Here is a 23957-nt window from a genome sequence, read left to right as displayed (position 1 = left end):
GGCCCCCGTGCGCATCGAGTCTATTCACTACCGGCGACCGACGATAGCGACTCTATGGAAAGAGTCTGTGTCGCCGCCGGGAAGCAACCAGGCGGCACATACGCTGGATGGCATGGACGACAGGTATGGCTCGGATGTGCTCGCAGACGGATGGCGAAACCGCGGAGCCACGCAGGTTCCCGATGTCGCCGCCGAGCACGACCTCGTGGTCGAGGTCGCCCAGGACGGCTTCTGCGGAGCCGTCACGCGAGTTCAGGGCGGCAACGTCGAACTTGAGGACTTCCATGGCCGCAAGCGGCTGTTCCCCCTCGGCGGCGGGTTCCTGATCGATGGACAGCCTGTGCGGCTGACACCGCCTGCTGCTTCGAAGCGGGCGCTCAAGCGCACGGCATCCGGCTCCTTCGCCGTCGCCGACCAACGCGCGCGCGTCGCTCTGCCCAGTCGCATCCTCGTGGAGGGCAAACACGACGCCGAGCTCGTCGAGAAGGTGTGGGGCGCCGACCTGCGGATCGAGGGTGTCGCGGTCGAGCTCCTCGAGGGCGTCGACAAGCTCGAAGACCTGCTCGCCGCGGAGCCGCCGAGCGCGGAGCGCCGCTACGGCGTGCTGGTGGACCACCTCGTGCCCGGATCGAAGGAAACGCGCATCGCCGACGCCATTCTGCGCGGGCCGCACGGGCGGCACCTCAAGATCGTCGGGCATCCGTTCATCGACGTGTGGCAGTGCGTCACGCCGAAGACCCTGGGCATCTCGCGGTGGCCTGAGATCCCCCGAGGCACGGATTGGAAGACCGGCATCTGCCGTGCATTCGGATGGCCGCATGAGACGCAGGGCGACACGGGGCGGGCCTGGCAGCACATCCTGAGCAAGGTGCACACGTACCGCGATCTCGAGCCGGCGCTGCTCGGCCGGGTCGAGGAGCTGATCGACTTCGTCACGGAGCCCGCGGGACGCTGAGACGCGCAACCCGCCGGACGCTGAGACGCGCAGGCCCGCCGGTTAAGATCGATGCATGCCCGAAATCCCCGTCTTCCGTGAAGAACCGGTCTCGTTCGTCAGGCGGAGCGGACGGATGTCTCAGGCGCAGGATCGAGCATTCGAAGAGCTCGCTCCGCGGTACCTGATCGACGTCCAGCGCGGCCTCGCCTCGACGAGCGTGCACGCGGAAGCGCGGATGAATCCGACGCTCGAGTACGGCCGCGATGCGCGCCTGTTCGTCGAGATCGGATCCGGTCAGGGACACGCGATCATCTCGGCCGCCTCGTCGCGGCCGGACGACGATTTCCTCGCCATCGAGGTGTTCAGGGCGGGGCTGGCCCGGACGATGCTCGACGCCGACAAGGCCGGGGTGCGGAACCTGCGACTCGTCGAGGCGAATGCTCCCGAGGTTCTCGACTCCTACCTGCCGGAGGGTGCGGCATCTGAAGTCTGGATCTTCTTTCCCGACCCGTGGCACAAGACGCGCCACACCAAGCGACGGCTGGTGCGCACGGGCTTCGGCGATTCGGCCGCGCGTGCACTCGAGGACGGCGGCCTGCTGCGACTCGCGACCGACTGGGAGGACTACGCGCTGCAGATGCGTGAGGTGCTGGACGGCGAACCGCAGTTCGAGCGCGCGTTCGAGGGCGAATGGGCCCAGCGATACGATGGGCGGGTGATGACGGCTTTCGAGCGCAAGGGGATCGCCAAGGGTCGCGACATCCGCGATCTCGTGTACCGGCGCACACCACGCGCATGACGCGTTCAGGCTGGATTCCGAGGATCGCTCCTGCCCTCCTGGTGTGTCTCGCGGCACCGGCGTTCTTCGTCGTCCAGTGGACATGGCTGGGGTGGCTGCTGCTCGCAGCGGGTATCGGCGCGGCCTGGTTGATGGAACGCGGAGCGGTGACGGCATCCGGCCCTTCGCTCACACGCGACCTCTCACTGATCGCGTTCGGGCTGCTGATCGTCAGCGTGATCCCGCTGGCCGCCGAGCTCGACAACATGGCGATGCTGCGATTCACGCTCGCCCTCGGCGGCGCCGTCGTGGTCCCGTACCTGATCTCGCGGTTCGTGTATCGCGACCGGGCGATCAGCTTCCCATGGCGCACGCACCGCCGATGGGAGGGCCTGCAGTGGGCCTGGCTCGTGGCGGTGCTGGTGCTCGGGTGGCTGATCCTGCCGTTCTACTTCATCACCAGCGGTGTGTATCTGAACTGGCCGGTCGTCGACACCCCCGAATTGATCGGCAGGCTCTTCGTCGGCGTGGGCGCGGTGGGGATCTGGGACGAGCTGTTCTTCATCTGCACGGTGTTCGCGCTGCTGCGGCGGCACTTCCCCGATGTGGTCGCGAACGTGCTCCAGATGATCGTGTTCGTGTCGTTCCTGTGGGAGCTCGGCTACCGCGAGTGGGGTCCGCTGCTGACGATCCCGTTCGCCCTGCTGCAGGGCTCCATCTTCCTGAAGACGCACTCACTCGCGTACGTGGTCGCCGTGCATCTGCTGTTCGACGCTATGGTGTTCGCTGTGCTCGTGCATGCGCACAATCCTGGGCTGCTGCCGATCTTCCTCATCTGAGAGTGCTGGCTCAGCCGAGTCAGGTGGGAGAATCAGCCATGCTCATCTTCGGTCTGGTCCTCGCGGCGGCTGCCGCAGCCTTCCACGTCTTCATCTTCGCGCTCGAGTCCCTGAGGTGGACGGAGCCCGAGACACGCAAGATCTTCGGTATCGCCAGTGAGGCGGATGCAGAGACCACGAAGCCGCTCGCGTTCAACCAGGGCTTCTACAACCTGTTCCTCGCGCTCGCGACGCTGCTCGGGATCGCGTTGCTGATCTCGGGGCTGGCGACCGTCGGACTCACCCTCGTGTTCGCCGGTACAGGAATGATGCTCGCCGCCGCCCTCGTGCTGGTGCTGTCGAACCGCAAGCAGGCACGATCTGCTGCGATGCAGGGCGGGCTGCCGCTGCTCGCGATCGCCGTCACCGCGATCGCCGTCGCCGTGAACTGATCGGTCTCAGGCGGCGGCGACCGGCTGGCGGAGGATCGTGCGACGCCGCTCCGGTGCGCCCTTGCGCGGATCGCTGAAGTAGATCTCGTGGTGCTTCCCGGTCATCCGCAGACCGTTCCGGGGGATGAACACGTCGTGCATCTCGGCGAGTAGGGGAGCCTCCTCGTCGAACGCCCCGACGTGCAGCGTCTGCACGCACCTGCCCTCGGCATATGAGCCGAAGCGCACTTCATGCACCCGGCCTTCCTGGTTCTTCGCGGCGGCGGTGGCGACGGCATCCGCGACGAGCTCGTGATCGATCCACTCGGGCTGCATGATCATCAGCGTCCAGTCCCACTGCGATTTGTCGCGAGCGGCGGTGAACGCTGCATGATCGTCTGCCCACCACAGCCCCTCAAGCGGCATGACTGTGTAGTCGCGGTCGAGCTCGCGCTTGCTGGTGAACTTCAGCGTGTACGCGAGCGGGTAGAGCGCCTCGACGGCGGTGGTGAACTCGGGCGAGGTGTTCGGGTCGCCGTGACCGTCGATCATGAGGTAGTTCAGCTCAGGGACGTCGATGACGTCGAAGCGGCCCTTGCGGGCGCGGTACGCGTCGATCGTCTTCTTGAAATCGACTTTGCCTGGCATGGGCCGACAGTATCGTGTCAGCGCAGGGCGCGTTCGTTGATGTAGGCCCGCAGCTGCTGCTCGTCGTGGGGCATGTTCGTCACACGCGCCGGTGCATCGAGCATCGCCTGGGTGTCGGCATCCGGCTCGACCGTCGTGCCGAGCGCTTCGGTGATCAGATCGGCGAACTTCGCCGGCTTTGCCGTTTCGAGCACGAGCATCGGGATGCCGGCTTCGACGTGAGCTCTGGCCACCTTGGCGCCGTCGGCGGTGTGCGGGTCGAGGATCACGCCGCTGCTCTCGGAGAACTCGCGGATGGTCGCGATGCGATCATCGTGCGTGCTCGTACCGCTGACGATGCCGAACTCCGACTCGAACCGGTCCAGTTCGCCGGAGAGGTCGATCTCATCGCGCTCCTCGAGCTCGTGCCAGGCCGCGGCGGTGCGCTCGGGGTCGCGACCGAGCAGGTCGAAGACGAACCGCTCGAGGTTGGATGCGCGAGAGACGTCCATGGAGGGACTCGACGTCGCCAGGGTGTTCTCGGCGCTGCGAGGACGATAGTGACCGGTGCGGAAGAACTCGTCGAGCACGTTGTTCTCGTTCGACGCGAGCACGAGCGTGCGGATCGGCACGCCCATGCTCTTCGCGTAGTGGCCGGAGAGGATGTTGCCGAAGTTTCCCGAGGGCACTGCGAACGAGACCTCGAACTGTGCGCGTTCGCTGTCGGCCACTGCGTCGGTCACGCGCAGCCATGCCCACACGTAATAGGCGATCTGCGCCGAGATGCGGCCGAAGTTGATCGAGTTGACTGCGCCGAGGCTGTGCGCGCGCTTGAAGTCGAGGTCGGTCGCGAGACGCTTGACGAGGTTCTGGCAGTCGTCGAAGACACCCTCGACGGCGATGTTGTGCACGTTCTCGTCCTGCAGCGAGTACATCTGCGCACGCTGGAACGCACTCATCCGACCCTGCGGGGAGAGCATGAAGACCGATACGCGGTCACGGCCGCGCAGGGCATGCTCTGCGGCGGAGCCGGTGTCGCCCGAGGTGGCGCCGAGCACGTTCAGCACGCGGTCGTTCTTCTCCAGGACGTACTCCAGCGCCTCACCGAGGAACTGCATCGCCATGTCCTTGAACGCCAACGTCGGCCCCTCCGACAGACCGACGAGCGTCATGCCCTCGCCGATCTCGCTGAGCGGGACGATCTCGTCTGCCGCGAACTTGCCACCTCCATAGGCCGCAGCCGTGAGCCGGGCGAGGTCATCGCGAGGGATGTCTGTGGCGAACAGGCCGATGATCTCTGTGGCGAGTTCGGGGTAACTCAGCGGGCGCAGGCGCTCGAGGTCTTCGGCGCTGAGGCGCGGCAGCGTCTCTGGCACGGCGAGCCCGCCGTTGGGTGCGAGTCCTTCGAGAAGGACGTCGCTGAACTGTCCGAGTGTGCCGCCGCGTGTGGAGATGTACTGCAAGTCTCGAACCTCGATTGTGCTGTGGGTGGGAGTCGGGATCGTCGGTTCCATCGTAGAGCGTGGGCTGGGCGTGGTTACGCTGACCGGTGATTCTAGAAGTGTCCGGTCGTCGGTTGCGGCACAATGGGGCGATGGCAGCGGCGGAGCAGGTCACGTTGGAAGACATCGCCATCGAGCTCTACGCGCTCCCGCTCACTGAGTTCACAGCGGCGCGCAACACCCGCGCCAAGGAGATGGGCGATGCGCGACTGGCCACCGGGGTGCGCGCTCTTCGCAAACCGCTCCTGGCGGCGTGGGTGGTGAACCTCTTCGCACGCGAGCGCGTGAGTCAACTCCGCGAGGCACTCGATCTCGCCGGTGATCTGCGAGAGGCGCAGGCCGAGCTGGACGCAGCCGTGCTGACGAGCTTGAATCGACAGCGCCGCGCGCTCATCCGTGCTCTCGCGCAGCAGGCGCGGGAGCTGGCTGCAGCACACGGTGAGCAGATCACCCAGTCGACGGCGGATGCCGTGGAGCAGACGTTGAACGCCGCGATGTTCGACGCCGACGCGGCCGCAGCCGTGGCATCCGCACGGCTCGTACGACCACTCGAGGTCGGCGGAGACTCGGCCGACCTCGCGGACTCGGTCGCCGGTGATCTCGGTTCTGCTCCGATCGCGTCTGCGGCGGCGCCCGTCGACGAGGTCAAGGCGCGACGGGAGCGGAAGGACGCCGAACGCGCACTGCGCGCAGCCGAGAGCGCGCTCACCCAGGCAGAACGCGAGAGAGGCGAGATCGACCGAAACCGGAAGCGGGTGAACGATCAGATCGATCGGCTTGCCGAACGAGCAGACGAGCTGGAATCGGAGCTTAGGAGGGTCGCCAAGGAAGCCGACCGTTCCCGGCGCGAGCGGGATGCGCTCGACGACGGTCTGGGTGAGGCGGGCACGCGAGTCGAGGAGGCTCGCGCGGCGGCAGCCGCAGCACAGGACGCGCTCGAGCGACATCAGGACGAGTGAGACGGATCGCGCGTCATTCCTCGGGCGTCGCCGCAAGGATGCCGAGCCCCTCGAGAGCATCGAGAAACACGCGGAAGGCGCGGGCGTCATCGGTTCGTCGTGAAGGTTCGCAGCGTCCTGTCGGTGACGACGATGAGCGTCGCGAGCGTCGCCACCAATCCTGACACGGCGAGCACAGGCCCTGTCCCGACGACGGCGACGAAGAGCCCGATCAGCGGGCTCACGAGGAGCTGCGGCGCCTGCTGCACGAGGATCAGCAGAGCCTGAAACCTCGAGACCATCGCGGACGGTGCGAACAGAAGGTAGGTCGGGAAGACGTGGGCAGTGAACACGACCACGCCGACACCGATGAACGTCGTGCCGATCAGCGCGACGATCCACGCGGGGGCTATGGCGAGCAGTCCGAGACCGGCGGCGACGACAAGCGGACCGAGCGCCATGGGCCGGGACACCTTCGTCGCAGTCCCGCGCCACGCGAACCACGCGCCGCAGGCCAGGCCGCCGGCGATCCAACCGGCCTCGATGACGCCGGCATCGGATGCGGACCAGCCGCGCTCCCGTGCGGCCAGAGGGATGCCCAGCAGGACGGCGGGGATGACGGCTCCCGCGACGATCCCCACACAAGCCAGGAGCGCAGGAACGCCGCTCGTTCGGCGCGCTGTTGCGACACCGGTGACGATCCCGCGCAGCGACACCGCGTCGCGGGCTGGAGCGTTCGCACGCGGAGGTCGGATCAGCAGCAGTGTGCAGAGCATCACGACGGCGCCGACGACATCCAAGAACGCCACTCCGCTCAGGGCGATGAGTCCGACCAGCAGGCCGCCGGCCGGGGGAGCGATCGTTCGCGCGAACTGGCTCGCCATCCCGACACGTGCCATCGCGGCTCCGAGATCGGCATCAGCGACGAACAGACGTGGGAAGACGCCTGCTGCCGGCCGCTGGAAGGCTGCGACGGTGCCGATGAGCGTCGCTGCGATCAGCAGAAGGACGGCGGACGGCATCCAGAGAATGACCGCGACGCCGAGGGCCGCGCTGACGAGGAGCATCGCGAGCGTGCCGGCGATCATGACACGACGCGGTCCGAACCGGTCGGCGACGGCACCCCCGAGCAATCCCAGGGCCACGGACGGAGCGACAGTGAGCGTGAGCACGGCAGATGCGACCTGCGGGCCGATACCGGACGCGGTCCACGTCAGAGCGAAGGCGAGGATCCCTGAGCCGAGTTCTGAACCGACCGTCGCGGCGACCCAGGCGTTGAAACCTCGGGCTGAGCGCAGCGGCGTCATGGCTGGTGCGGCATCACCAGCGCGACGAAGTCCGGCTGGCTGGGGGCCCGCCACACCAGCGCCCGACCGGAGTCATGCATGTCGCACGTGAGTTCGTGACCGACGGAGGCGTCGGCGATGCGGCGCAGAACGGGCCGAGACAGAGCTAGGGCAGCGGTGACACCCATGCCGGCACCTGAGACCGACCGTCGGCCGGACGTCAGCAGCGCGGAGTCACCGTCGACGTTGAGGTGCACAGTGTCGTCCTCCGGCGCTGAGGTGAGGCTCCGCACTTCGTCCAGGGAGAAGAGCGCATTGGTGGGCGGAAACGCAGCCGTCTCGAGCATTCGATGCACGCTCGGGAAAAGGTCCGCTCGGTTCGGCAGTGACAGCTCGTCATCGCGCTCATCGCAGAACCGATTCACTGCGCTCGCCGCATCGTGGTCACGCCCGGACGGGGCATCGATGACGAGATCCACCGACTGCCGACCTCGAAGCCACTCCAGCACCTGTGCTGGAGCGAATCTCACCCGAGCCGGTGGACCATCGATCACCGAGGAGAGTCCTGTTCGCGCCATCAACACGTAGCGGTCTGTCGCGACGATCGCGGCCGATGTGTGACCGACCTCGATGAGTACGCCGTCGTGGTCGTCGTCTCCACCGGCATCCGCACTGGCCGAAGCGACCTGCCGGATGGCGGATGCCAGAGCCGCGGCATCGAATCGGGCCGAGGTGCGTATCGCGGGGTTCTTCTCTACTCGTGCGCGCAGAGTGAAAGTCAGGTCGTCCACCAGTGCCGTGATCACTTCATAGCGCTCGCGAGCGTCGGCACGCCAGGCACGCAGGATGATCTCCGCTCCCGGGAGATCGCTCTCGAACATCGCACTGATGCGCTCCAGAGAGAGCCCTGCATCCCTCAGACGTCGAATCCATATCGCTCGCTGCTGCTGTTCCAGCGAGTAGTAGCGATATCCGGTTCGCTCCTCGACATCGGCGGGTGCGAGCAGACCTGTCTCCCCGTACTGACGCAGCGCACTCGCACTCAGGCCGACTGAGCGAGCGAACGCACTGATCGTCTGCAACGGCGGCTGCTCGACCTCGTCGCGATCGGACTCATGCGACTGCCTCATGGTCCCATGATCGACTCTCACCCCGGCTGAAGGTCAAGCGAGTGCGTGATTCTTCCCTCTTCAACGGACATTGGCCGTACTGTGACCACATGGACAACGGCTCGATCGTATTCGCGTTCTTCGGTCTGCCGCTGGGAATGGGACTGGTCGTGGGCAGCGTGATTGTCGTGCTCGGCGCTCTTATGCGCCTGGCATGGATCGTCAACAGGCTGGCAGTGATATTGATGACTCCCGACCAGTGATATCGTCGTTCGGTACGCCTCCGTAGCTCAGTGGATAGAGCGCCGGTTTCCGGTACCGTAGGTCGCAGGTTCGACTCCTGTCGGGGGCACAGAACAGCGAGAAGGGCCGTCCAACAGGGCGGCCCTTCTCGCGTTGTTCGACATCTGCTCGGTCGCGCTGTCGCCAGATCTGGATGGCTCAAACTAAGTAAGCAGAAACCGACGCCTAGTGTATATTCATGCTCACTTAGGAGGCGCGATGGATGACGTCGAAGTGATCCGCACGATCGAACGTGCTCCGATGCGAACCGTACGCACGGAGGATATCGGAGCGATCGTCACCAACACGACGCGCACCATCGCTCGCCTTATTCGGAAGGGTGCCGTGACTAAGCTCGCGCACGGCGTGTACACGGTCCCACCTGACGGCGCAGATGCACGTGGATGGAAGCCACCGCTCGAGGCGGGAGCGCTTGCCCTGGCCACCGCGCGCTTTGGACCCCGCGCCGTCGTTCTGATGGGCGCTGGTGCCGCGCGACATTGGCACGCGATTCCGCGCGCCATAGGAATCACGACGATCGCAGTGGGGGAGCGCGGCATTAAACCCGTCGAACTTGCGACGGGCGGGCGCGTTCACTTCGTGTTCCGACGCATCGACGAAGTCGACGCAACGCTCGAGCAGACAGTTCTCGGCGCTGCCCTCGTGACGTCCCCTCCGCAGACCTTGTTCGACCTGCTGGCCAATCGCACGGTGCGCGCGGCACTGGGAGAAGGGCAGCACAGTGAGGCCGTTGCGAATCTCGCGGCGCGGGTCACGCGTGCGCAGTTCCAGAGGGTGCTCGAGCAGAGCAGCCGTGTGCCTCCCTCGGCTCGAGCCCTTTTGGCATCACTGGAGGACTGAGATGGCTCGAAGTCGTGGGGCGCCGGGCATCCTCTCGGCCGCGGATCTGAACTCAACGACGGCTGCATTCGGCGTTTCCGCGCACCAGGTGCGACGGGATCACGTGATCTCTCACGCCCTCGCAGCTCTCTCGCGAATCGAAAGCGACCGTCTGCTCTTCTTCGGCGGCACTGCGCTGGCACGCACGTACCTCCCGGACCTGCGTCTATCCGAGGACATCGATCTCATCGCGCTTTCTCCGCGCCCCGTGCTGGCGCGTGATATCCAAGACGTACTCATCTCGGCTCTCGGCAGAGTGGTGGGAACGCCGACCTTCGTTCCGGACATCGTGAACACTCGCCAGGCACAAACATCAGTAATGCTAATCGGCGACGCCTCGATCCAATTGCAGCTGCTCCCTCACACGGGATATCCGCGATGGCCCACAGAGGTGCGCACCCTGGAGCAGAGGTATGCAGACGCCCCACCGGCTGAGCTGCGAGTTCTCACCGCACCGGCATTCGCTGCAGCAAAGCTCGCGGCATGGCACGATCGCCATGCACCCCGAGACCTCTACGACCTCTGGGCGCTGGCCACGCGCGGTCTCATCACCGACGAAGCGCGTCGACTCCATGCACGGTTCGGCCCGACGACGGCCGCGCACTCCGTTGCCTTCGCGCCTCTACCTTCGCAGACCGAGTGGAACGATGCGCTTGCGCATCAGGGCCGCGTGCGTGTGACGGCTGCGGAGGCGGCCGCGACAGTGGCCGACGCGTGGGCCTCCTGACTGACCCTGGCTACGACTTCGTTCACTGCTCGGGTGGGGTCTGCGCACCGCCGGCCTCGGTCACCGGCGCGGCCATGAGCTCGCTCAGCGCCGCCGCGACCTTCTCAGCGAGGTATCGGTGGCCGTCGGTGGACGGATGCCTGTTGCCGAGGTCGACATCGATCACGCCAAGGTAGTTCTGATCGGTGATCCATTCCTGTTGCACGGGGGAGATGTACCACCAGCCCCTGCCGCCGGCCAGCGCAGCGAGGTCCCGATCGATCCGGGCCGTCGCATCGCCGACGGGCAGCTCGTGCGGAGCGGGGCCCAGCACCACGATCGTGGCTTCGGGGTATGTCTCGGCCAGCGCATCCCACGCGGCCGTCACGGCTTCGCGATATCCCGCAGCCCCCGAGGCGCGATCATTGATGGAGCCCTGGATGATCACGAGGTCCGGGTCGAGCGCCGGATCCAGCGCGGCGATTCGCTCACCGAAGGTCGGCCCGTCGATCCCCGGCTTCAGATAGCCGCTCCCGCGCACGCCGTCCACGGTGGTCTCACCGTCCAGCAGATCTGCCAGCAGGTAGGCGTATCCGAGCGTGGGATCGCTCGCCGCGGAGCCGTAGGTCCACGAGTCGCCGAAGACCAGGACCTGCGGATGCTCTGGCAGGATGAGCGGTGCGGGAGCCACGGCGACGACCTCTTCCGATGCGAGGACCGGCGACTCGATCGGGGCCGGAACCCACGGCCGCCAGACGCCGAGGACGACGGCGGTGATCGCAGCCGTGAGCGCGACGAAGACCGTCACCGCACGGGCGCCGCGCGTCATCCTCCCCGAAGCCATGGCAAGAGGGTAAGCGACGCACGCCCGAACGGAGAATTCCGGCGTGCGACGCGCCGTAGACTTGACAGGCTATGAACCCCGACACCCTCGCCGAAGCCCTCCTCGCCGTCGTCACGCCGATCGCCGCGTCCCTGCGACCCGACGAGGCGCTCGGCATCGATGCAGCCGACATCGCGCTGGAGCGTCCGCGCAACCGCGACCACGGCGACTGGGCATCCAATATCGCGATGCGGCTCGCGAAGAAGCTCGGCACGAACCCGCGCGAGCTCGCGCAGCGCATCGCCGACGAGATCGTCGGCGTCGACGGAGTGAAGAGCGCAGAGGTCGCCGGCCCCGGGTTCATCAACTTCCGCCTGGATGCCGCCGCCGCGGGTGTGCTCGCCAAGATGATCGTCGACGCGGGCACCGCATACGGCACGAACGACTCCCAGACCGGCGTCAGCGTCAACGTCGAGTTCGTGTCGGCGAACCCGACCGGGCCGCTGCACATCGCCCACACCCGCTGGGCGGCTCTCGGCGACTCGATCGTGCGCCTGCTGCTCGCCAGCGGCGCGAACGCGATCCGCGAGTACTACATCAACGACGCCGGTGCGCAGATGCAGCGCTTCGCCAACTCGATCATCGCGGCGGCGAAGGGCGAGCCGACCCCCGAGGGCGGATACCCGGGCCAGTACATCGCCACGCTCGCTGCGCGCGTGGTCGAGGCGCGTCCCGATCTGCTCGACCTGGCGGACTCCGAGCAGCTCACGGTCGCCGAAGACCTCGCGTACGAGTTCCAGCTGGCCGAGATCAAGAGCTCTCTCGATCGCTTCAACGTGCCCTTCGACGTCTGGTTCTCCGAGCGCACACTGCATGCGAAGGATGCCGCGGGCGTGAGCCTGATCGACCAGGCGGTGGATCGCCTGCGCGAGCAGGGCCATGTGTTCGACGAGGACGGCGCCGTCTGGGTGCGCACCACCGACTTCGGCGATGACAAGGACCGCGTCATCCGCCGCTCCAACGGCGAGTACACCTATTTCGCCGCCGACGCCGCGTACTACCTGAACAAGGGCGACCGCCGGTTCGAGAACAAGATCTACCTGCTGGGCGCCGACCACCACGGCTATGTGCACCGCCTCAAGGCGATCGCCGGCGCGGCAGGCCAGGACCCGGAGAAGAACGTCGAGGTGCTGATCGGACAGATGGTGTCGATCAACGGCGCACGACTCTCCAAGCGCGCTGGCAACATCATCGAGATGGACGACCTGCTCGACTGGCTAGGCACCGATGCGCTGCGGTACTCGCTGGAGCGTTCGCCGGCCGACTCGCCGCTCGACCTCGATCCGGAGCTTCTTCAGAAGCGCACGAACGACAACCCGGTCTTCTACGTGCAGTACGCGCACGCCCGCACGCACAACGTCGGACGCAACGCCGCCGATTCCGGTGTCGATCGCTCGGAGTTCGCCCCGGAGACGTTGACGCATGAGACGGAGTCCGCGCTCCTCGGTGCGCTGCAGGAGTTCCCGCGCATCGTCGCATTCGCCGCCCAGGTGCGCGAGCCGCATCGTGTCGCGCGCTACCTAGAGGAACTGGCCGGTCTGTACCACCGCTGGTACGACAACTGCCGCGTGACCCCGCTGAGCGACGACCCGATCGAGAGCGTGCACCGCACGCGGCTGTGGCTGAACGACGCCACGGGCCAGGTTCTGCGCAACGGGCTCGGACTGCTCGGCGTGTCAGCCCCCGAGCGCATGTGATGGAGGTCGAGGGAGCACGACGCGCTCGCTGGCCGTGGGTGCTGCTCATCATCGTGCTCGTCGTCGCAGTGCTCGCCGTCGCGGCAGAACTCATCGCGAGGGCTGTGCTGCCCGGCATCGTGCGCGGCATCGTCATCGAACAGCTCGAGCTTCCCGCCGACCAGCAACTCGACGTCGACGCATCGGGCATCCTGCTGCCGCAACTGATCGGCGGCCGACTGGACCGGCTGGATCTGACCACTGAATCAGTGACAATCGGCGGCGTCACGGGTGCAGCCGACGTCACGGCGACCGGAATCCCGCTGCGCGGGGGAGACCTCACCGATGCGCGGGGTACGGTGCGGATCGACTCCGACCAGTTCACCGTGCTCGTCGCGGCATCCGATCTGCCGATCGACTCGGTCGCATTCGCAGAGCCCGATGTCACCGTCTCGGGCAGCGTTCCCGTGCTCGGCCTCTCCCTGCCGATCGCGTTGACGGTGACGCCCGGCGCTGATGCCGGGGAGCTGCTGCTCACGCCGGTTTCCTTGCAGGTCGCTGGCGCGACGCTGGACGCCCAGCAGATCGCCGATCGCTTCGGCACGATCGCCGAGCAGCTCACCGAGACGCAGCGCATCTGCATCGCGGATCAGCTCCCGGCCGGACTCACCATGACGGGTCTCGCAGTCGACGGCGATGAGGTCGTGGTCGACGTACAGGTCGATGGCGCGATCGTCACCGACGAGACGCTGCAGGAGAACGGCGTCTGCCCCTAAGCTTGCCGCTCTGCGGCTGCGGCCTTCTCCGCGGCGCGCAGGGCGCTCGTCGCGATCCGCACATCCTGCTGGGCGCGCTGCACTCGGCGCTCTGCGAGAGTACGCGCGCCGTCCCTGGCCGACACGCGGTCGCGTTCCTCCTCTGCGCCGGTGACGATGTACGCGCACGCGAGGAGCATGACCTGCGCGCTGAGGTTCAGCCAGATCAGCAGGGCGAGCAGCGAAGCGAACGACGCGAGCAGCGGATTGGAGGTCGCACCGCCGACGAACAGACTCGACAGCTCCTGCAGCGCGAGGAGTCCGACGCCGCCCAGCAGCGCACCCGGCCAGATCACGCGAGCCGAGACCCGCTGTCCGGACAGCAGCCGGAACACGCCGAAGATCAGCAATGCGTCCAGTGCGAACACGACGAGGAGCGACACGATCCTGATGCCCACGACGGCGGCGACAGCATCCGAAGGCAGCCCGAGCAGGTCGGTCGCGAAGCCGATTCCGACGCGCGCGACGAACGTGACCGCCGCGGCGGCGAGGAATGACAGCCCGATCCCGATCGCGAGTGCGAGGTTGCGCAGTATCACCCAGAGCCAGAACACATCGTCGAGAACGGCTCCGGCGATCGTGCGCACTGCCGTGCGCAGTGATCCGATCGCACCGAGGGCCGCGCCGACCAGCGCGACCAGTGAGATGATTCCCGCGATCGACAGGCCCCCCACAGCGGCGATCGATGAGGGATCCTCGACGACGCCGCCTTCGCCGACGAGACCTGGGACCGCGGAGTCGATCGCCGCGATGATCGCATCCCACGCCTCGTCGTTGCCTGCCAGCCAGATCGCCGCGATCGAGAATCCGAGCAGCAGACCGGCGAAGACGCTGAAGAGCGCTCGATAGGTGACGCTGTCGGCGAGCATGGGGCCTCGCCGTTCGGAGTAGAGCAGTGCAGCCCGCACGAGCTTCCGCTCGAGTGCCCAGGCCGTCACGGATCTGATCAGTCCGGCGACACCACCCGGATTCCTCCTGTCGCCCGAGACGGTCCCGCGTGTGCTCTCCATGACTCCACCGTAATGAATCGTGATCTGCGCGCGGGAGGGGCTTGCGTATGCGGGCCGCGTCTTCCCGGTGCCTTAGAATCGGGGCAACCTCGTATGGCGTGATCCTGCCCGAGGATCCCTCCTGACGATTGGTGCGTGGTGCATTCTTCCGCTGTCTCGCTCGCCCCCGAGTGGCTCGTCGTGCCGGAAGACCCGAACGCGCTGGCCCCTGCTGTGTGGCCGGCATCCGCTCATCGCGACAGCGGCGACGTCCTGTCGATCGGCGGCGTGTCGGCGACTGACCTCATCCGCGACCATGGGACTCCGCTGCTCGTACTCGACGAGGTCGAGGTGCGCGCACGCGCTCGTGCGTTCCGCTCCTCGTTCGACGCCGCCGCGAAGGCGCACGGAACGACCGCGAGTGTCTACTACGCGGGCAAAGCCTTCCTGTCGACCGCGATCGCGCGATGGGTGACGGAAGAGGGCCTGCGCGTCGACGTCTGCACCCGCGGTGAGCTGGAGGTCGCTCTCGCGGCCGACGTCGATCCTTCGCGCATCGGCTTCCACGGCAACAACAAGTCCGTGAGTGAGATCGAGCGCGCGGTGCAGGTCGGCATCGGCACGATCATCGTCGACAGCGCGATCGAGATCGAGCGCGTCGCGGAGGCCGCGTCGCGCACCGACGTCGTCCAGCGCGTGCTGGTCCGCGTCAACAGCGGCGTGCACGCGGAGACCCACGACTTCCTCGCGACGGCGCATGAGGATCAGAAGTTCGGCATGACCTTCGCGGATGCCGAGACCGCCGTCGCCCGCATCCGAGAGCTGCCAGGACTGGAGTTCCTCGGTCTGCACTGCCACATCGGTTCGCAGATCTTCGGCGTCGCCGGCTTCCGCGAGTCGGCATCGCGCGTGCTCGATCTGCATCACCGACTGCTGGCCGGCGGTGAGGTGCCGCTGTTGAACCTCGGCGGTGGTTTCGGGATCGCCTACACCAGCGTCGATGACCCGACGCCGATCGAACAACTGGCGGCAGAGATCGTCGCTGCAGTCGCAGAGGGTTGCGCGGCGAGGGGCATGTCGATGCCCCAGCTCGCGTTCGAGCCCGGTCGTGCGATCGTCGGCACCGCCGGCGTCACGCTCTACGAGGTCGGCACCACCAAGGAAGTGCGCCTGGACTCGGGCGCGAGTCGTCTCTACGTCAGCGTCGACGGCGGGATGAGCGACAATGCGCGCACGGCTCTCTACGGTGCGCAGTACTCCGCGCGGATCGCATCCAGGGCGGGAACGGGTGTCCCTGTTCTGGCTCGGGTGGTCGGCAAGCACTGCGAATCCGGCGACATCGTCGTCGATCATGAGTACCTCCCCGCCGACATCGGGCCAGGCGATCTGCTCGCCGTTCCGGCGACCGGTGCCTACTGCGCCTCGCTGTCGAGCAACTACAACCATGTCCCACGCCCGCCCGTCGTCGCCGTCTCGGACGGCCGCTCCCGCGTGATCGTGCGCGGAGAGAGCATCGACGACCTGCTGGCGCGGGATGCCGGGATCAGCGCGAATGAAGGAGCACGATGACCCACCCCCAGGTGAGCAGTCCAGCACAGTACCGACGACTGAGGGTGGCGCTGCTCGGCGCCGGCGCCGTCGGATCGCAGGTGGCGCGCATTCTGCTGCAGCACGGCGAAGAACTGGCGGACAGGGCGGGGGCATCGCTCGAACTCGCCGGCATCGCGGTGCGCGATGTCGATGCGAAGCGCGATGTGGATCTGCCGAAGGACCTGTTCACGACCGACGCCGAAAGCCTGATCGTCGGCAGCGACATCGTGATCGAACTGATGGGCGGGATCGAGCCGGCGCGCGGCAGCCTGCTGCTCGCGCTGAGCTCCGGCGCCGACGTGGTCACCGCCAACAAGGCACTGCTCGCGACGCACGGACCTGAGCTGTTCGAAGCCGCCGACCAGGTCGGGGCATCGGTCTACTACGAGGCGGCAGCAGCAGGAGCCATCCCGATCATCCGTCCGCTGCGGGACTCGCTGGCAGGTGACCGCGTCGTGCGGCTGATGGGCATCGTCAACGGTACGACGAACTACATCCTGGACCGCATGGACAGCGAAGGTGCCGATTTCGGCGAGGTGCTCGCCGATGCGCAGCGTCTCGGATACGCCGAGTCCGACCCGACCGCCGATGTCGAGGGCTTCGATGCCGCGCAGAAGGCGGCGATTCTGGCATCCCTCGCCTTCCACACCGCCGTGCCGTTGGAGGCTGTGCATCGCGAGGGCATCACTCGGATCACTCCGTCGATGATCGAAGAGGCCCGTGCCGCCGGATTCGTCATCAAACTGCTCGCGGTGTGCGAGCGGCTCGTCGTCGATGGCGCCGAGTCCATCTCGGTACGGGTGTACCCGGCACTCGTGCCGCGCACGCATCCGCTCGCCTCCGTGCACGGTGCGAACAACGCCGTGTTCGTCGAGGCTGAGGCCGCCGGCTCCCTGATGTTCTACGGGGCAGGCGCCGGCGGCGTGCAGACCGCGTCGGCGGTGCTCGGCGACGTCGTCTCCGCCGCGCGTCGTCACATCGCCGGTGGCGTGGGAGTGGGGGAGTCGACACGTGCGAACCTGCCGACCGTCCCGATCGGGAGCGTCATCACGCGCTACCAGGTCACGCTCGAGGTCGACGACCAGCCCGGCGTGCTCGCCGCGGTGGCAGGCATCCTGAGCGACGGCGGCGTGTCCGTCGCGACGGTCGTGCAGACCGTCGAGGGCGAAGGCGAAGACGACGCGACGGCCCGCCTCATCATCGGCACGCACAGGGCGACCGAGCAGGCGCTCAGCGACACCGTCGAAAAGCTCGCGGCCAGCGCCGTCGTCGAGCGCGTGGTGTCGGTCCTGCGTGTGGAAGGCGAGTGATGGTCGCTGATCTGCGCACCGTCGCGGTGCAGGTACCGGCGACGAGCGCGAACCTCGGCCCCGGTTTCGACACCCTCGGCCTGGCGCTCAGCGTGTACGACGAGCTCACCGTCTCGGCACTCGCCGACGACCGTCTCGAGATCGAGGTGTCCGGTTCCGGTGCCTCGGAGATCTCCCGCGACGAGTCGAATCTCGTTGTGCGGTCGATCGAGCACGTCTACAAGGACGTCGGCCGGGTGATGCCGGGACTCCGTATCACCGCCCATAACGGCGTGCCGCACGGCCGCGGTCTCGGATCGTCCGGAGCCGCTGTCACCGCGGGCGTGCTCGCGGCCAAGGGGCTGCTGGAGGGCGAGGTCGACTTCACGGACACCGACCTGCTGCGCCTCGCCACCGAGCTCGAGGGGCACCCCGACAATGTCGCCCCCGCACTGTTCGGCGGGCTCACGATCGCGTGGACCGGCGAGCGCGGCCCGCAGCACAAGAAGCTGCTCGTTCACCGCGGCGTCGCGCCCCTCGTGCTCGTGCCGGAGCGCACCATGTCGACCGTGCTCGCCCGTTCGCTGCAGCCTCCGCAGGTGTCCCGTGAGGATGCGGTGTTCAACGTCTCGCGCTCCGCGCTGCTGATCGCCGCGCTCACGCAGAGCCCTGAGCTGCTCCTCGACGCCACGGCGGATCGCCTGCACCAGGACTACCGCGCGGAAGCCATGCCGGAGACGCACACGCTCGTCCAGGAACTGCGCAGGGCCGGCTTCGCCGCCGTCGTCTCCGGTGCAGGCCCGAGCGTTCTCGTTCTCGCCGACGGGCCGGGCAGCCGACTCGAAGCCGCCGAACTCGCTGCCTCTGTCACCGACACCCCGTGGGAGGCCCTCATGCTGGCCGTCGACGTGCGTGGTGGTACAGTAAGGGATCGAGCGGAGGGCTCCACGTAATTTCGTGAATCTGGCCCCCATCGCAATTCTGCGAGATCCGCACGCAACCGCCAGAACCTCTTTCCTGGTCCTGGCCGGCAGGTGCCGAGCATCTGCCCGTGCGATCGCGCGCAGCACCCGTTGTGCGCGAGACATGCTCATTTCCCACTACATATGAGGGAGTACTCGTGGAGAATTTCTCCGAGACCCAGAACGACCAGGCATCGACCGCTGCTGCTGCAGATGCTGCACCCGCAGTGACCGAGACCGCACCCGAGAAGGCTCCGGCACGCAAGCGCGCGCCGCGCCGGGCGAACACCGCGACTGCGGCCGCGAAGGCCGAAGCCGCCGACGCGGCACCCGCTGCCGACGCCGCACCCGCTGCCGACGCCGCACCGGCTGCCGCGGCAGAATCGGCACCGGTTGCCGACGCAGCCGCCGCGCCGAAGGCGAAGGCCCCGCGTCGGAGCCGCGCCAAGAAGGCGGACGCCGCAGAGACGCCGGCCGAGGCGCCGGCTGCTGACGCTCCGACCTCTGACACACCGACCTCTGACACACCGAACGCGGATGCACCGGACGCGGCAACCTCGACCGAACCGCGGGTCGATTCCGCCGCTGACGGCTCCGCATCCGGCGACGCCCCGGCAGAGGCTGCACCGAAGACGACCGGTCGGGGCCGCCGCACCAAGAAGGCCGAGCCGGCCGCCGACGCGACGCCCGCTGCCGAGTCCTCGACCGAGGGATCCTCGACGGACAAGTCCACCGACGCCGCACAGGATGAGAAGGCTCCCGGTCGCAGCACCGGAGGCGCTCAGGCCGACAACAGGCAGGCTGACGGCAAGCAGTCCGAGGGCAACCAGTCGCAGAACCGCCAGTCCGCAGCGAAGACCGACGCCGGCGACAGCAACGGCGCCGATTCCAGCGACGGTGAAGAGGGCTCCGGCCGGGGTCGCAGCCGCAACCGCAGTCGCAACCGTGGCCGCAACGGTGGTCAGGACGCCCCGCAGCAGCAGCAGAACGGCCCCTCCTCCGACGATGAGAACGGCAACGGCCGTGGCCGCCAGCGCAACAAGCGCCGCAGCGGCACGACGTCGGACGAGTTCGAGACCGAGATCGGTGAGGACGACGTGCTCATCCCGATCGCCGGCATCCTCGACGTGCTCGACAACTACGCGTTCGTGCGCACCACCGGCTACCTCGCCGGTGCCAGCGACGTCTACGTCTCGCTCGGCCAGGTGAAGAAGTACAACCTGCGCAAGGGCGACGCGATCGTCGGCGCCATCAAGCAGCCACGCGAGAACGAGCAGCAGGGACGCCAGAAGTACAACGCCCTGGTGAAGGTCGACTCGGTCAACGGACTGTCGGTCGACGACGCGGCCACACGCGTCGAGTTCGGCGCGCTCACGCCGCTGTACCCGCAGGAGCGCCTGCGCCTGGAGACGGCTCCGGAGAAGCTGACGCAGCGCATCATCGACCTGGTCGCCCCGATCGGCAAGGGCCAGCGAGGCCTCATCGTCGCGCCGCCGAAGGCCGGCAAGACGATCGTGCTCCAGCAGATCGCCAACGCCATCGCGCAGAACAACCCTGAGGTCCACCTCATGGTCGTCCTGGTCGACGAGCGTCCGGAAGAGGTCACCGACATGGAGCGCACGGTGAAGGGCGAGGTCATCGCCTCGACCTTCGACCGTCCGGCCGAAGACCACGTCACGGTCGCAGAGCTCGCGATCGAGCGTGCCAAGCGTCTGGTGGAGCTCGGACGCGACGTCGTCGTGCTGCTCGACTCGATCACTCGTCTCGGCCGCGCGTACAACATCGCGACTCCCACCTCCGGTCGCGTGCTCTCCGGTGGCGTGGACGCCGCGGCGCTGTACCCGCCCAAGCGCTTCTTCGGCGCTGCGCGCAACATCGAGAACGGCGGATCGCTCACGATCCTCGCCACCGCGCTCGTCGAGACCGGTTCCAAGATGGACGAGGTCATCTTCGAGGAGTTCAAGGGCACCGGCAACAGCGAACTGCGCCTGTCGCGTCAGCTTGCGGACAAGCGGATCTTCCCCGCTGTCGACATCAACGCCTCGAGCACCCGTCGCGAGGAGATGCTCCTTTCGGCCGACGAGGTCAAGATCACTTGGAAGCTGCGCCGCGCGCTTGCCGGTCTCGACCAGCAGCAGGCCCTCGAGGTCGTCCTCGGCAAGCTGAAGGAGACGAACTCGAACGTGGAGTTCCTCGTGCAGATGCAGAAGTCGATGCCTGCACCCGCGGCCGGCGGCTCCAGCCACAGCCACGAGAACAACATCCGCTGATCCGACGCTGACCGGAGCATAGGCGTGTTCGAATCCGTCCAGAGTCTCATCGACGAACACCGCCGGGTGCAGGAGGAACTCTCCGACCCGGCGGTGCACGCCGATGCAGCGCGGGCGAAGCGCGTCAACCGTCGCTACGCCGAGCTCAGCCGGATCGTCTCGGCCTACGACGCCTGGACGCTCGCTTCGGATGACCTCGACGCCGCGCGCGAGCTGGCGAAGGAGGACGACGCGTTCGCCGAGGAGGTGCCGGTCATCGAAGAGGGTCTGGCACAGGCTCAGGAGAGGCTGCGGAGACTGCTCATCCCTCGCGACCCCGACGACGCCCGTGACGTGATCATGGAGATCAAGGCGGGCGAGGGCGGCGCAGAATCGGCGCTGTTCGCCGCCGACCTTCTGCGGATGTACATCCAGTACGCCGCGCACAGGGGCTGGAAGACCGAGCTGCTCGAGCGCAACGAGTCCGACCTCGGCGGCTACAAGGACGTCCAGATCGCGATCAAGGGATCCTCGTCGGATCCAGCGCAGGGCGTGTGGGCGCATCTGAAGTACGAGGGCGGGGTGCACCGTGTGCAACGAGTGCCTGCCACCGAGTCGCAGGGGCGCATCCACACCTCCACTACTGGCGTGCTCGTCTTCCCCGAGGTCGACGAGCCCGATGAGGTCGAGATCAGCCAGAACGATCTCAAGATCGACGTGTACCGCTCCTCGGGCCCCGGCGGGCAGTCGGTCAACACCACCGACTCCGCCGTGCGCATCACGCACCTTCCCACCGGCATCGTGGTCGCCATGCAGAACGAGAAATCACAGCTGCAGAACCGCGAGGCCGGGATGCGGGTGCTGCGTGCGCGCATCCTCGCAAGGCGACAGGAAGAGCTGGATGCCGCGGCATCCGACGCACGAAAGTCGCAGATCCGCGGCATGGACCGCTCCGAACGCATCCGCACCTACAACTTCCCCGAGAATCGGATCGCAGATCACCGCACGGGGTTCAAGGCCTACAACCTCGATCAGGTGATGGACGGGGCGCTCGATCCGATCATCGAGAGCGCGATCACCGCCGACGAAGAGGCACGCCTCGCCGCCGTCGGTCAAGACTCCTGATCTCGAAGCCCGAGCGCTAGGATCGGGGTGTGATCACGCTCCTGTTCCGCACGCTCATCTATCTCGTCTCGGCGGGGATCGGGCTCATCGTCGCCGACCTCGTGCTGCCCGGATTCCAGATCCAGTGGGACAAGTGGTGGGGCTTCGTCATCTGCATCGTCATCTTCGCGATCCTGCAGAGCATCCTGAGCCCGTGGATCACCAAGCTCGCCGATCGCTACGCACCCGTGCTGATGGGGGGGCATCGGCATCTTCTCGACCCTGGTCGCGCTGATCGTCGTCGTGCTGCTGCCGATCGGTGGTCTGCGCATCGTCGATGTCACAGGATGGCTGCTGGGCTCGGTGATCGTCTGGCTGATCTCGGCGCTTGGCACCGTGCTGCTGCCGCTGATCTTCCTCAAGCGCGAGGTGAAGGAGCGCCGCGGGCGCTGACTACTCGATCCGCTCAGATCGAGTAGTCGGATACGACGCGCAGGTCCGAGAAGTCGTCGTGATCGCTTCGATGACGGGCCTTGGCGGGGACGCCGACGAGGATGCTGTCGCTCGGAGCATCTTTCGTGACGACGGCGTTGGCTCCGACGACGGTGTTGGTGCCGACCGTGATGGGCCCGAGGATCTTCGCCCCGGCACCGACGATGACACCGTTCGCGAGCGTCGGATGCCGCTTGCCGGTCGCGTCTCGCGTGCGGCCACCGAGCGTGACGCCGTGGTAGAGCATGACATCGTCTCCGAGCTCGGCCGTCTCGCCGATCACGACGCCCATGCCGTGATCGATGAAGAAGCGTCGACCGATCTTCGCGCCGGGGTGGATCTCGATCCCGGTGAGCCGGCGCGAGATCTGCGAACCCGCACGAGCGAGCAGGCGAGCGTCTCGCAGCCAGAGTCCATGCCACACTCGATGCCACCAGATCGCATGCAGCCCCGGATAGAGCAGCACCAGTTCAATGCCGCTGCGTGCGGCAGGGTCGCGAAGGCGCGCGGCTGAGACGTCCTCGCGCATTCGCCCGATCATGCCCATGTTCGTGTTCAGCTCTCGCGCAGATCCTCGAACAGTGCGGTCGAGATGTAGCGCTCGCCCGTGTCCGGCATGACGACGACGATGGTCTTGCCGGCGTTCTCCGGACGTGCGGCGACCTGCAGCGCGGCCGAGAGCGCGGCGCCCGAGGACATCCCGACGAGCAGGCCCTCCTTGGCGGCGAGGTCGCGTGCGAGGCGCAGCGACTCCTCGAACTCCACTGCGATGACCTCGTCGAGCACATCGCGGTCGAGCACATCGGGAACGAAGTTCGGGCCGATGCCCTGGATCTTGTGCGGCCCGGGGTGGCCCTCGGTGAGCACGGGGGAGTCCTTGGGCTCCACGGCGATCACCTTCACATCGGGCTTGGCCGCCTTGAGCGCCTGGCCGGTGCCGGTGACGGTGCCGCCGGTGCCGACGCCGGCGATGAAGATGTCGATGTCGCCGTCGGTGTCGCGGAGGATCTCCTGAGCGGTCGTCTCGCGGTGGATCTGCGGGTTCGCCACGTTCTCGAACTGCTTGATCCAGACCGCGCCCGGTGTGTCGGCGACGATCTTCTTGGTCTCCTCGATCGCACCACTCATGCCCTTGGTCGGGTCGGTGAGCACGATCTCGGCACCGAAGGCCTTGAGCAGCACACGCCGCTCCTTCGACATCGACGCCGGCATCGTCAGGATGACCTTGTACCCGCGTGCGGCGCCGACCATCGCGAGGGCGATGCCGGTGTTGCCGCTGGTCGACTCGACGATCGTCCCGCCGGGCTTCAGCTCACCCGACGCCTCGGCAGCGTTGACCATCGCGATGCCGATGCGGTCCTTCACGCTGGACGCCGGGTTGTAGTACTCGAGCTTCGCCAGAACAGTGGCCCCGACGCCCTCGGTGACGCGGTTCAGCCGAACCAGCGGCGTGTTGCCGAAAGCGGTTGTGATGTCGGAATGGATGCCGGACATGTGCTGGCCTTTCGTTCGCGGAACGTTGCACGGCAAGCCTATTCGAGGCGATGCATCCCCGGCGCATTTGTGTCAGGTGACGGCACGGGCCGCACCGTAC

Annotated in this window: 24 protein-coding genes and 1 tRNA gene; 17 read left to right on the top strand and 8 right to left on the bottom strand. The window is 67.2% G+C overall.

From position 1 onward, the window contains the following. Positions 1-112: 112 nt before the first annotated feature. The 4 genes from J1M43_RS10370 to J1M43_RS10355 are packed head-to-tail and all read left to right on the top strand — an operon-like array spanning position 113 to position 2985. The gene (locus J1M43_RS10370; protein WP_206476614.1) at positions 113-955 is read left to right on the top strand and encodes a DUF3097 domain-containing protein; all 843 of its coding nucleotides are present in this window, start codon (positions 113-115) and stop codon (positions 953-955) included. 55 nt (positions 956-1010) lie between these two features. Beyond that, positions 1011-1736, top strand: coding sequence for a tRNA (guanosine(46)-N7)-methyltransferase TrmB (trmB, locus tag J1M43_RS10365; RefSeq protein WP_033104678.1), 726 nt, complete (start codon positions 1011-1013; stop codon positions 1734-1736). Beyond that, on the top strand, positions 1733-2554 hold the full coding sequence (locus J1M43_RS10360; RefSeq protein WP_206476613.1) for a type II CAAX prenyl endopeptidase Rce1 family protein: 822 nt from the start codon (positions 1733-1735) through the stop codon (positions 2552-2554). The genes trmB and J1M43_RS10360 overlap by 4 nt, the downstream gene beginning before the upstream one ends. Positions 2555-2592: 38 nt before the next feature. Further along, positions 2593-2985: a DUF1304 domain-containing protein gene (locus J1M43_RS10355; protein ID WP_033104676.1), complete on the top strand. Its 393-nt coding sequence runs from the start codon at positions 2593-2595 to the stop codon at positions 2983-2985. Between the two features lie 6 nt (positions 2986-2991). On the opposite strand, the gene J1M43_RS10350 is transcribed toward J1M43_RS10355, so the two are convergent. Continuing rightward, on the bottom strand, positions 2992-3612 hold the full coding sequence (locus tag J1M43_RS10350; protein ID WP_033104675.1) for a GyrI-like domain-containing protein: 621 nt from the start codon (positions 3610-3612) through the stop codon (positions 2992-2994). Positions 3613-3629: 17 nt separating this feature from the next. Next, positions 3630-5054, bottom strand: coding sequence for a threonine synthase (thrC, locus tag J1M43_RS10345; RefSeq protein ID WP_206476612.1), 1425 nt, complete (start codon positions 5052-5054; stop codon positions 3630-3632). Between the two features lie 131 nt (positions 5055-5185). On the opposite strand from thrC, the gene J1M43_RS10340 reads away from it, so the two are divergent. Beyond that, entirely contained in the window at positions 5186-6052 is an 867-nt protein-coding gene (locus J1M43_RS10340) for a transposase (protein ID WP_206476611.1), read from the top strand. Between the two features lie 86 nt (positions 6053-6138). Here the strand turns inward: J1M43_RS10340 and J1M43_RS10335 are convergent, their stop codons facing one another. Further along, positions 6139-7338, bottom strand: a complete 1200-nt coding sequence (locus J1M43_RS10335) for an MFS transporter (RefSeq protein ID WP_033104672.1) — start codon at positions 7336-7338, stop codon at positions 6139-6141. Continuing rightward, complete coding sequence (locus tag J1M43_RS10330) at positions 7335-8447, bottom strand: MerR family transcriptional regulator (RefSeq protein ID WP_052166655.1); 1113 nt, start codon at positions 8445-8447, stop codon at positions 7335-7337. The genes J1M43_RS10335 and J1M43_RS10330 overlap by 4 nt, the downstream gene beginning before the upstream one ends. An 89-nt stretch (positions 8448-8536) precedes the next feature. Here J1M43_RS10330 and J1M43_RS10325 point away from each other — a divergent pair, with 89 nt between their 5' ends. The 4 genes from J1M43_RS10325 (at position 8537) to J1M43_RS10310 (ending at position 10335) form a co-directional block, all read left to right on the top strand. Continuing rightward, complete coding sequence (locus J1M43_RS10325; RefSeq protein WP_160175013.1) at positions 8537-8689, top strand: hypothetical protein; 153 nt, start codon at positions 8537-8539, stop codon at positions 8687-8689. A gap of 16 nt (positions 8690-8705) precedes the next feature. Beyond that, a tRNA-Arg gene (locus J1M43_RS10320) sits at positions 8706-8778 on the top strand. A gap of 149 nt (positions 8779-8927) precedes the next feature. After that, a complete protein-coding gene (locus tag J1M43_RS10315) occupies positions 8928-9569 on the top strand; it encodes a type IV toxin-antitoxin system AbiEi family antitoxin domain-containing protein (RefSeq protein ID WP_052166654.1) in 642 nt (213 codons plus the stop codon). Between the two features lies 1 nt (position 9570). Next, the gene (locus J1M43_RS10310) at positions 9571-10335 is read left to right on the top strand and encodes a nucleotidyl transferase AbiEii/AbiGii toxin family protein (RefSeq protein WP_084595444.1); all 765 of its coding nucleotides are present in this window, start codon (positions 9571-9573) and stop codon (positions 10333-10335) included. Positions 10336-10357: 22 nt separating this feature from the next. On the opposite strand, the gene J1M43_RS10305 is transcribed toward J1M43_RS10310, so the two are convergent. Beyond that, positions 10358-11158 (bottom strand): SGNH/GDSL hydrolase family protein, encoded by an 801-nt coding sequence (locus J1M43_RS10305; protein ID WP_033104671.1) that lies wholly within the window; start codon positions 11156-11158, stop codon positions 10358-10360. Positions 11159-11229: 71 nt separating this feature from the next. Between J1M43_RS10305 and argS the strand changes: the two genes are divergently transcribed. Both argS and J1M43_RS10295 read left to right on the top strand, forming a co-directional pair. Then, positions 11230-12894, top strand: coding sequence for an arginine--tRNA ligase (gene argS / locus J1M43_RS10300; RefSeq protein ID WP_033104670.1), 1665 nt, complete (start codon positions 11230-11232; stop codon positions 12892-12894). After that, positions 12894-13649 (top strand): LmeA family phospholipid-binding protein, encoded by a 756-nt coding sequence (locus tag J1M43_RS10295; protein WP_033104669.1) that lies wholly within the window; start codon positions 12894-12896, stop codon positions 13647-13649. Before argS ends, J1M43_RS10295 begins: the two co-directional genes overlap by 1 nt. Here J1M43_RS10295 and J1M43_RS10290 read toward each other — a convergent pair. After that, complete coding sequence (locus tag J1M43_RS10290; protein WP_052166653.1) at positions 13646-14698, bottom strand: YihY/virulence factor BrkB family protein; 1053 nt, start codon at positions 14696-14698, stop codon at positions 13646-13648. The two genes, J1M43_RS10295 and J1M43_RS10290, sit on opposite strands and share 4 nt — an antisense overlap. 138 nt (positions 14699-14836) lie before the next feature. Between J1M43_RS10290 and lysA the strand changes: the two genes are divergently transcribed. From lysA to J1M43_RS10260, 6 genes are all read left to right on the top strand, one after another. Further along, a complete protein-coding gene (gene lysA / locus J1M43_RS10285; RefSeq protein ID WP_033106136.1) occupies positions 14837-16246 on the top strand; it encodes a diaminopimelate decarboxylase in 1410 nt (469 codons plus the stop codon). After that, positions 16243-17577: a homoserine dehydrogenase gene (locus J1M43_RS10280; RefSeq protein ID WP_033104668.1), complete on the top strand. Its 1335-nt coding sequence runs from the start codon at positions 16243-16245 to the stop codon at positions 17575-17577. Before lysA ends, J1M43_RS10280 begins: the two co-directional genes overlap by 4 nt. Next, positions 17577-18509, top strand: a complete 933-nt coding sequence (gene thrB / locus J1M43_RS10275) for a homoserine kinase (RefSeq protein ID WP_033104667.1) — start codon at positions 17577-17579, stop codon at positions 18507-18509. Before J1M43_RS10280 ends, thrB begins: the two co-directional genes overlap by 1 nt. A gap of 167 nt (positions 18510-18676) precedes the next feature. Further along, positions 18677-20788 (top strand): transcription termination factor Rho, encoded by a 2112-nt coding sequence (rho, locus tag J1M43_RS10270; protein WP_206476610.1) that lies wholly within the window; start codon positions 18677-18679, stop codon positions 20786-20788. Between the two features lie 24 nt (positions 20789-20812). Further along, positions 20813-21892, top strand: a complete 1080-nt coding sequence (gene prfA, locus J1M43_RS10265; RefSeq protein WP_206476609.1) for a peptide chain release factor 1 — start codon at positions 20813-20815, stop codon at positions 21890-21892. Positions 21893-21921: 29 nt separating this feature from the next. Next, positions 21922-22350, top strand: a complete 429-nt coding sequence (locus J1M43_RS10260) for a hypothetical protein (RefSeq protein ID WP_241245215.1) — start codon at positions 21922-21924, stop codon at positions 22348-22350. Here the strand turns inward: J1M43_RS10260 and epsC are convergent. Both epsC and cysK read right to left on the bottom strand, forming a co-directional pair. Continuing rightward, the gene (gene epsC, locus J1M43_RS10255; protein WP_033104663.1) at positions 22338-22910 is read right to left on the bottom strand and encodes a serine O-acetyltransferase EpsC; all 573 of its coding nucleotides are present in this window, start codon (positions 22908-22910) and stop codon (positions 22338-22340) included. The genes J1M43_RS10260 and epsC overlap by 13 nt on opposite strands. Positions 22911-22918: 8 nt before the next feature. Continuing rightward, positions 22919-23857, bottom strand: a complete 939-nt coding sequence (gene cysK / locus J1M43_RS10250; protein WP_033104662.1) for a cysteine synthase A — start codon at positions 23855-23857, stop codon at positions 22919-22921. Between the last annotated feature and the right edge of the window lie 100 nt (positions 23858-23957).

This window comes from Microbacterium sp. KRD172 (assembly GCF_017168295.1).
In the GTDB taxonomy this organism is placed as follows: Bacteria; Actinomycetota; Actinomycetes; order Actinomycetales; family Microbacteriaceae; genus Microbacterium; species Microbacterium profundi.
This window is presented reverse-complemented; position numbering and strand designations above follow the sequence as displayed.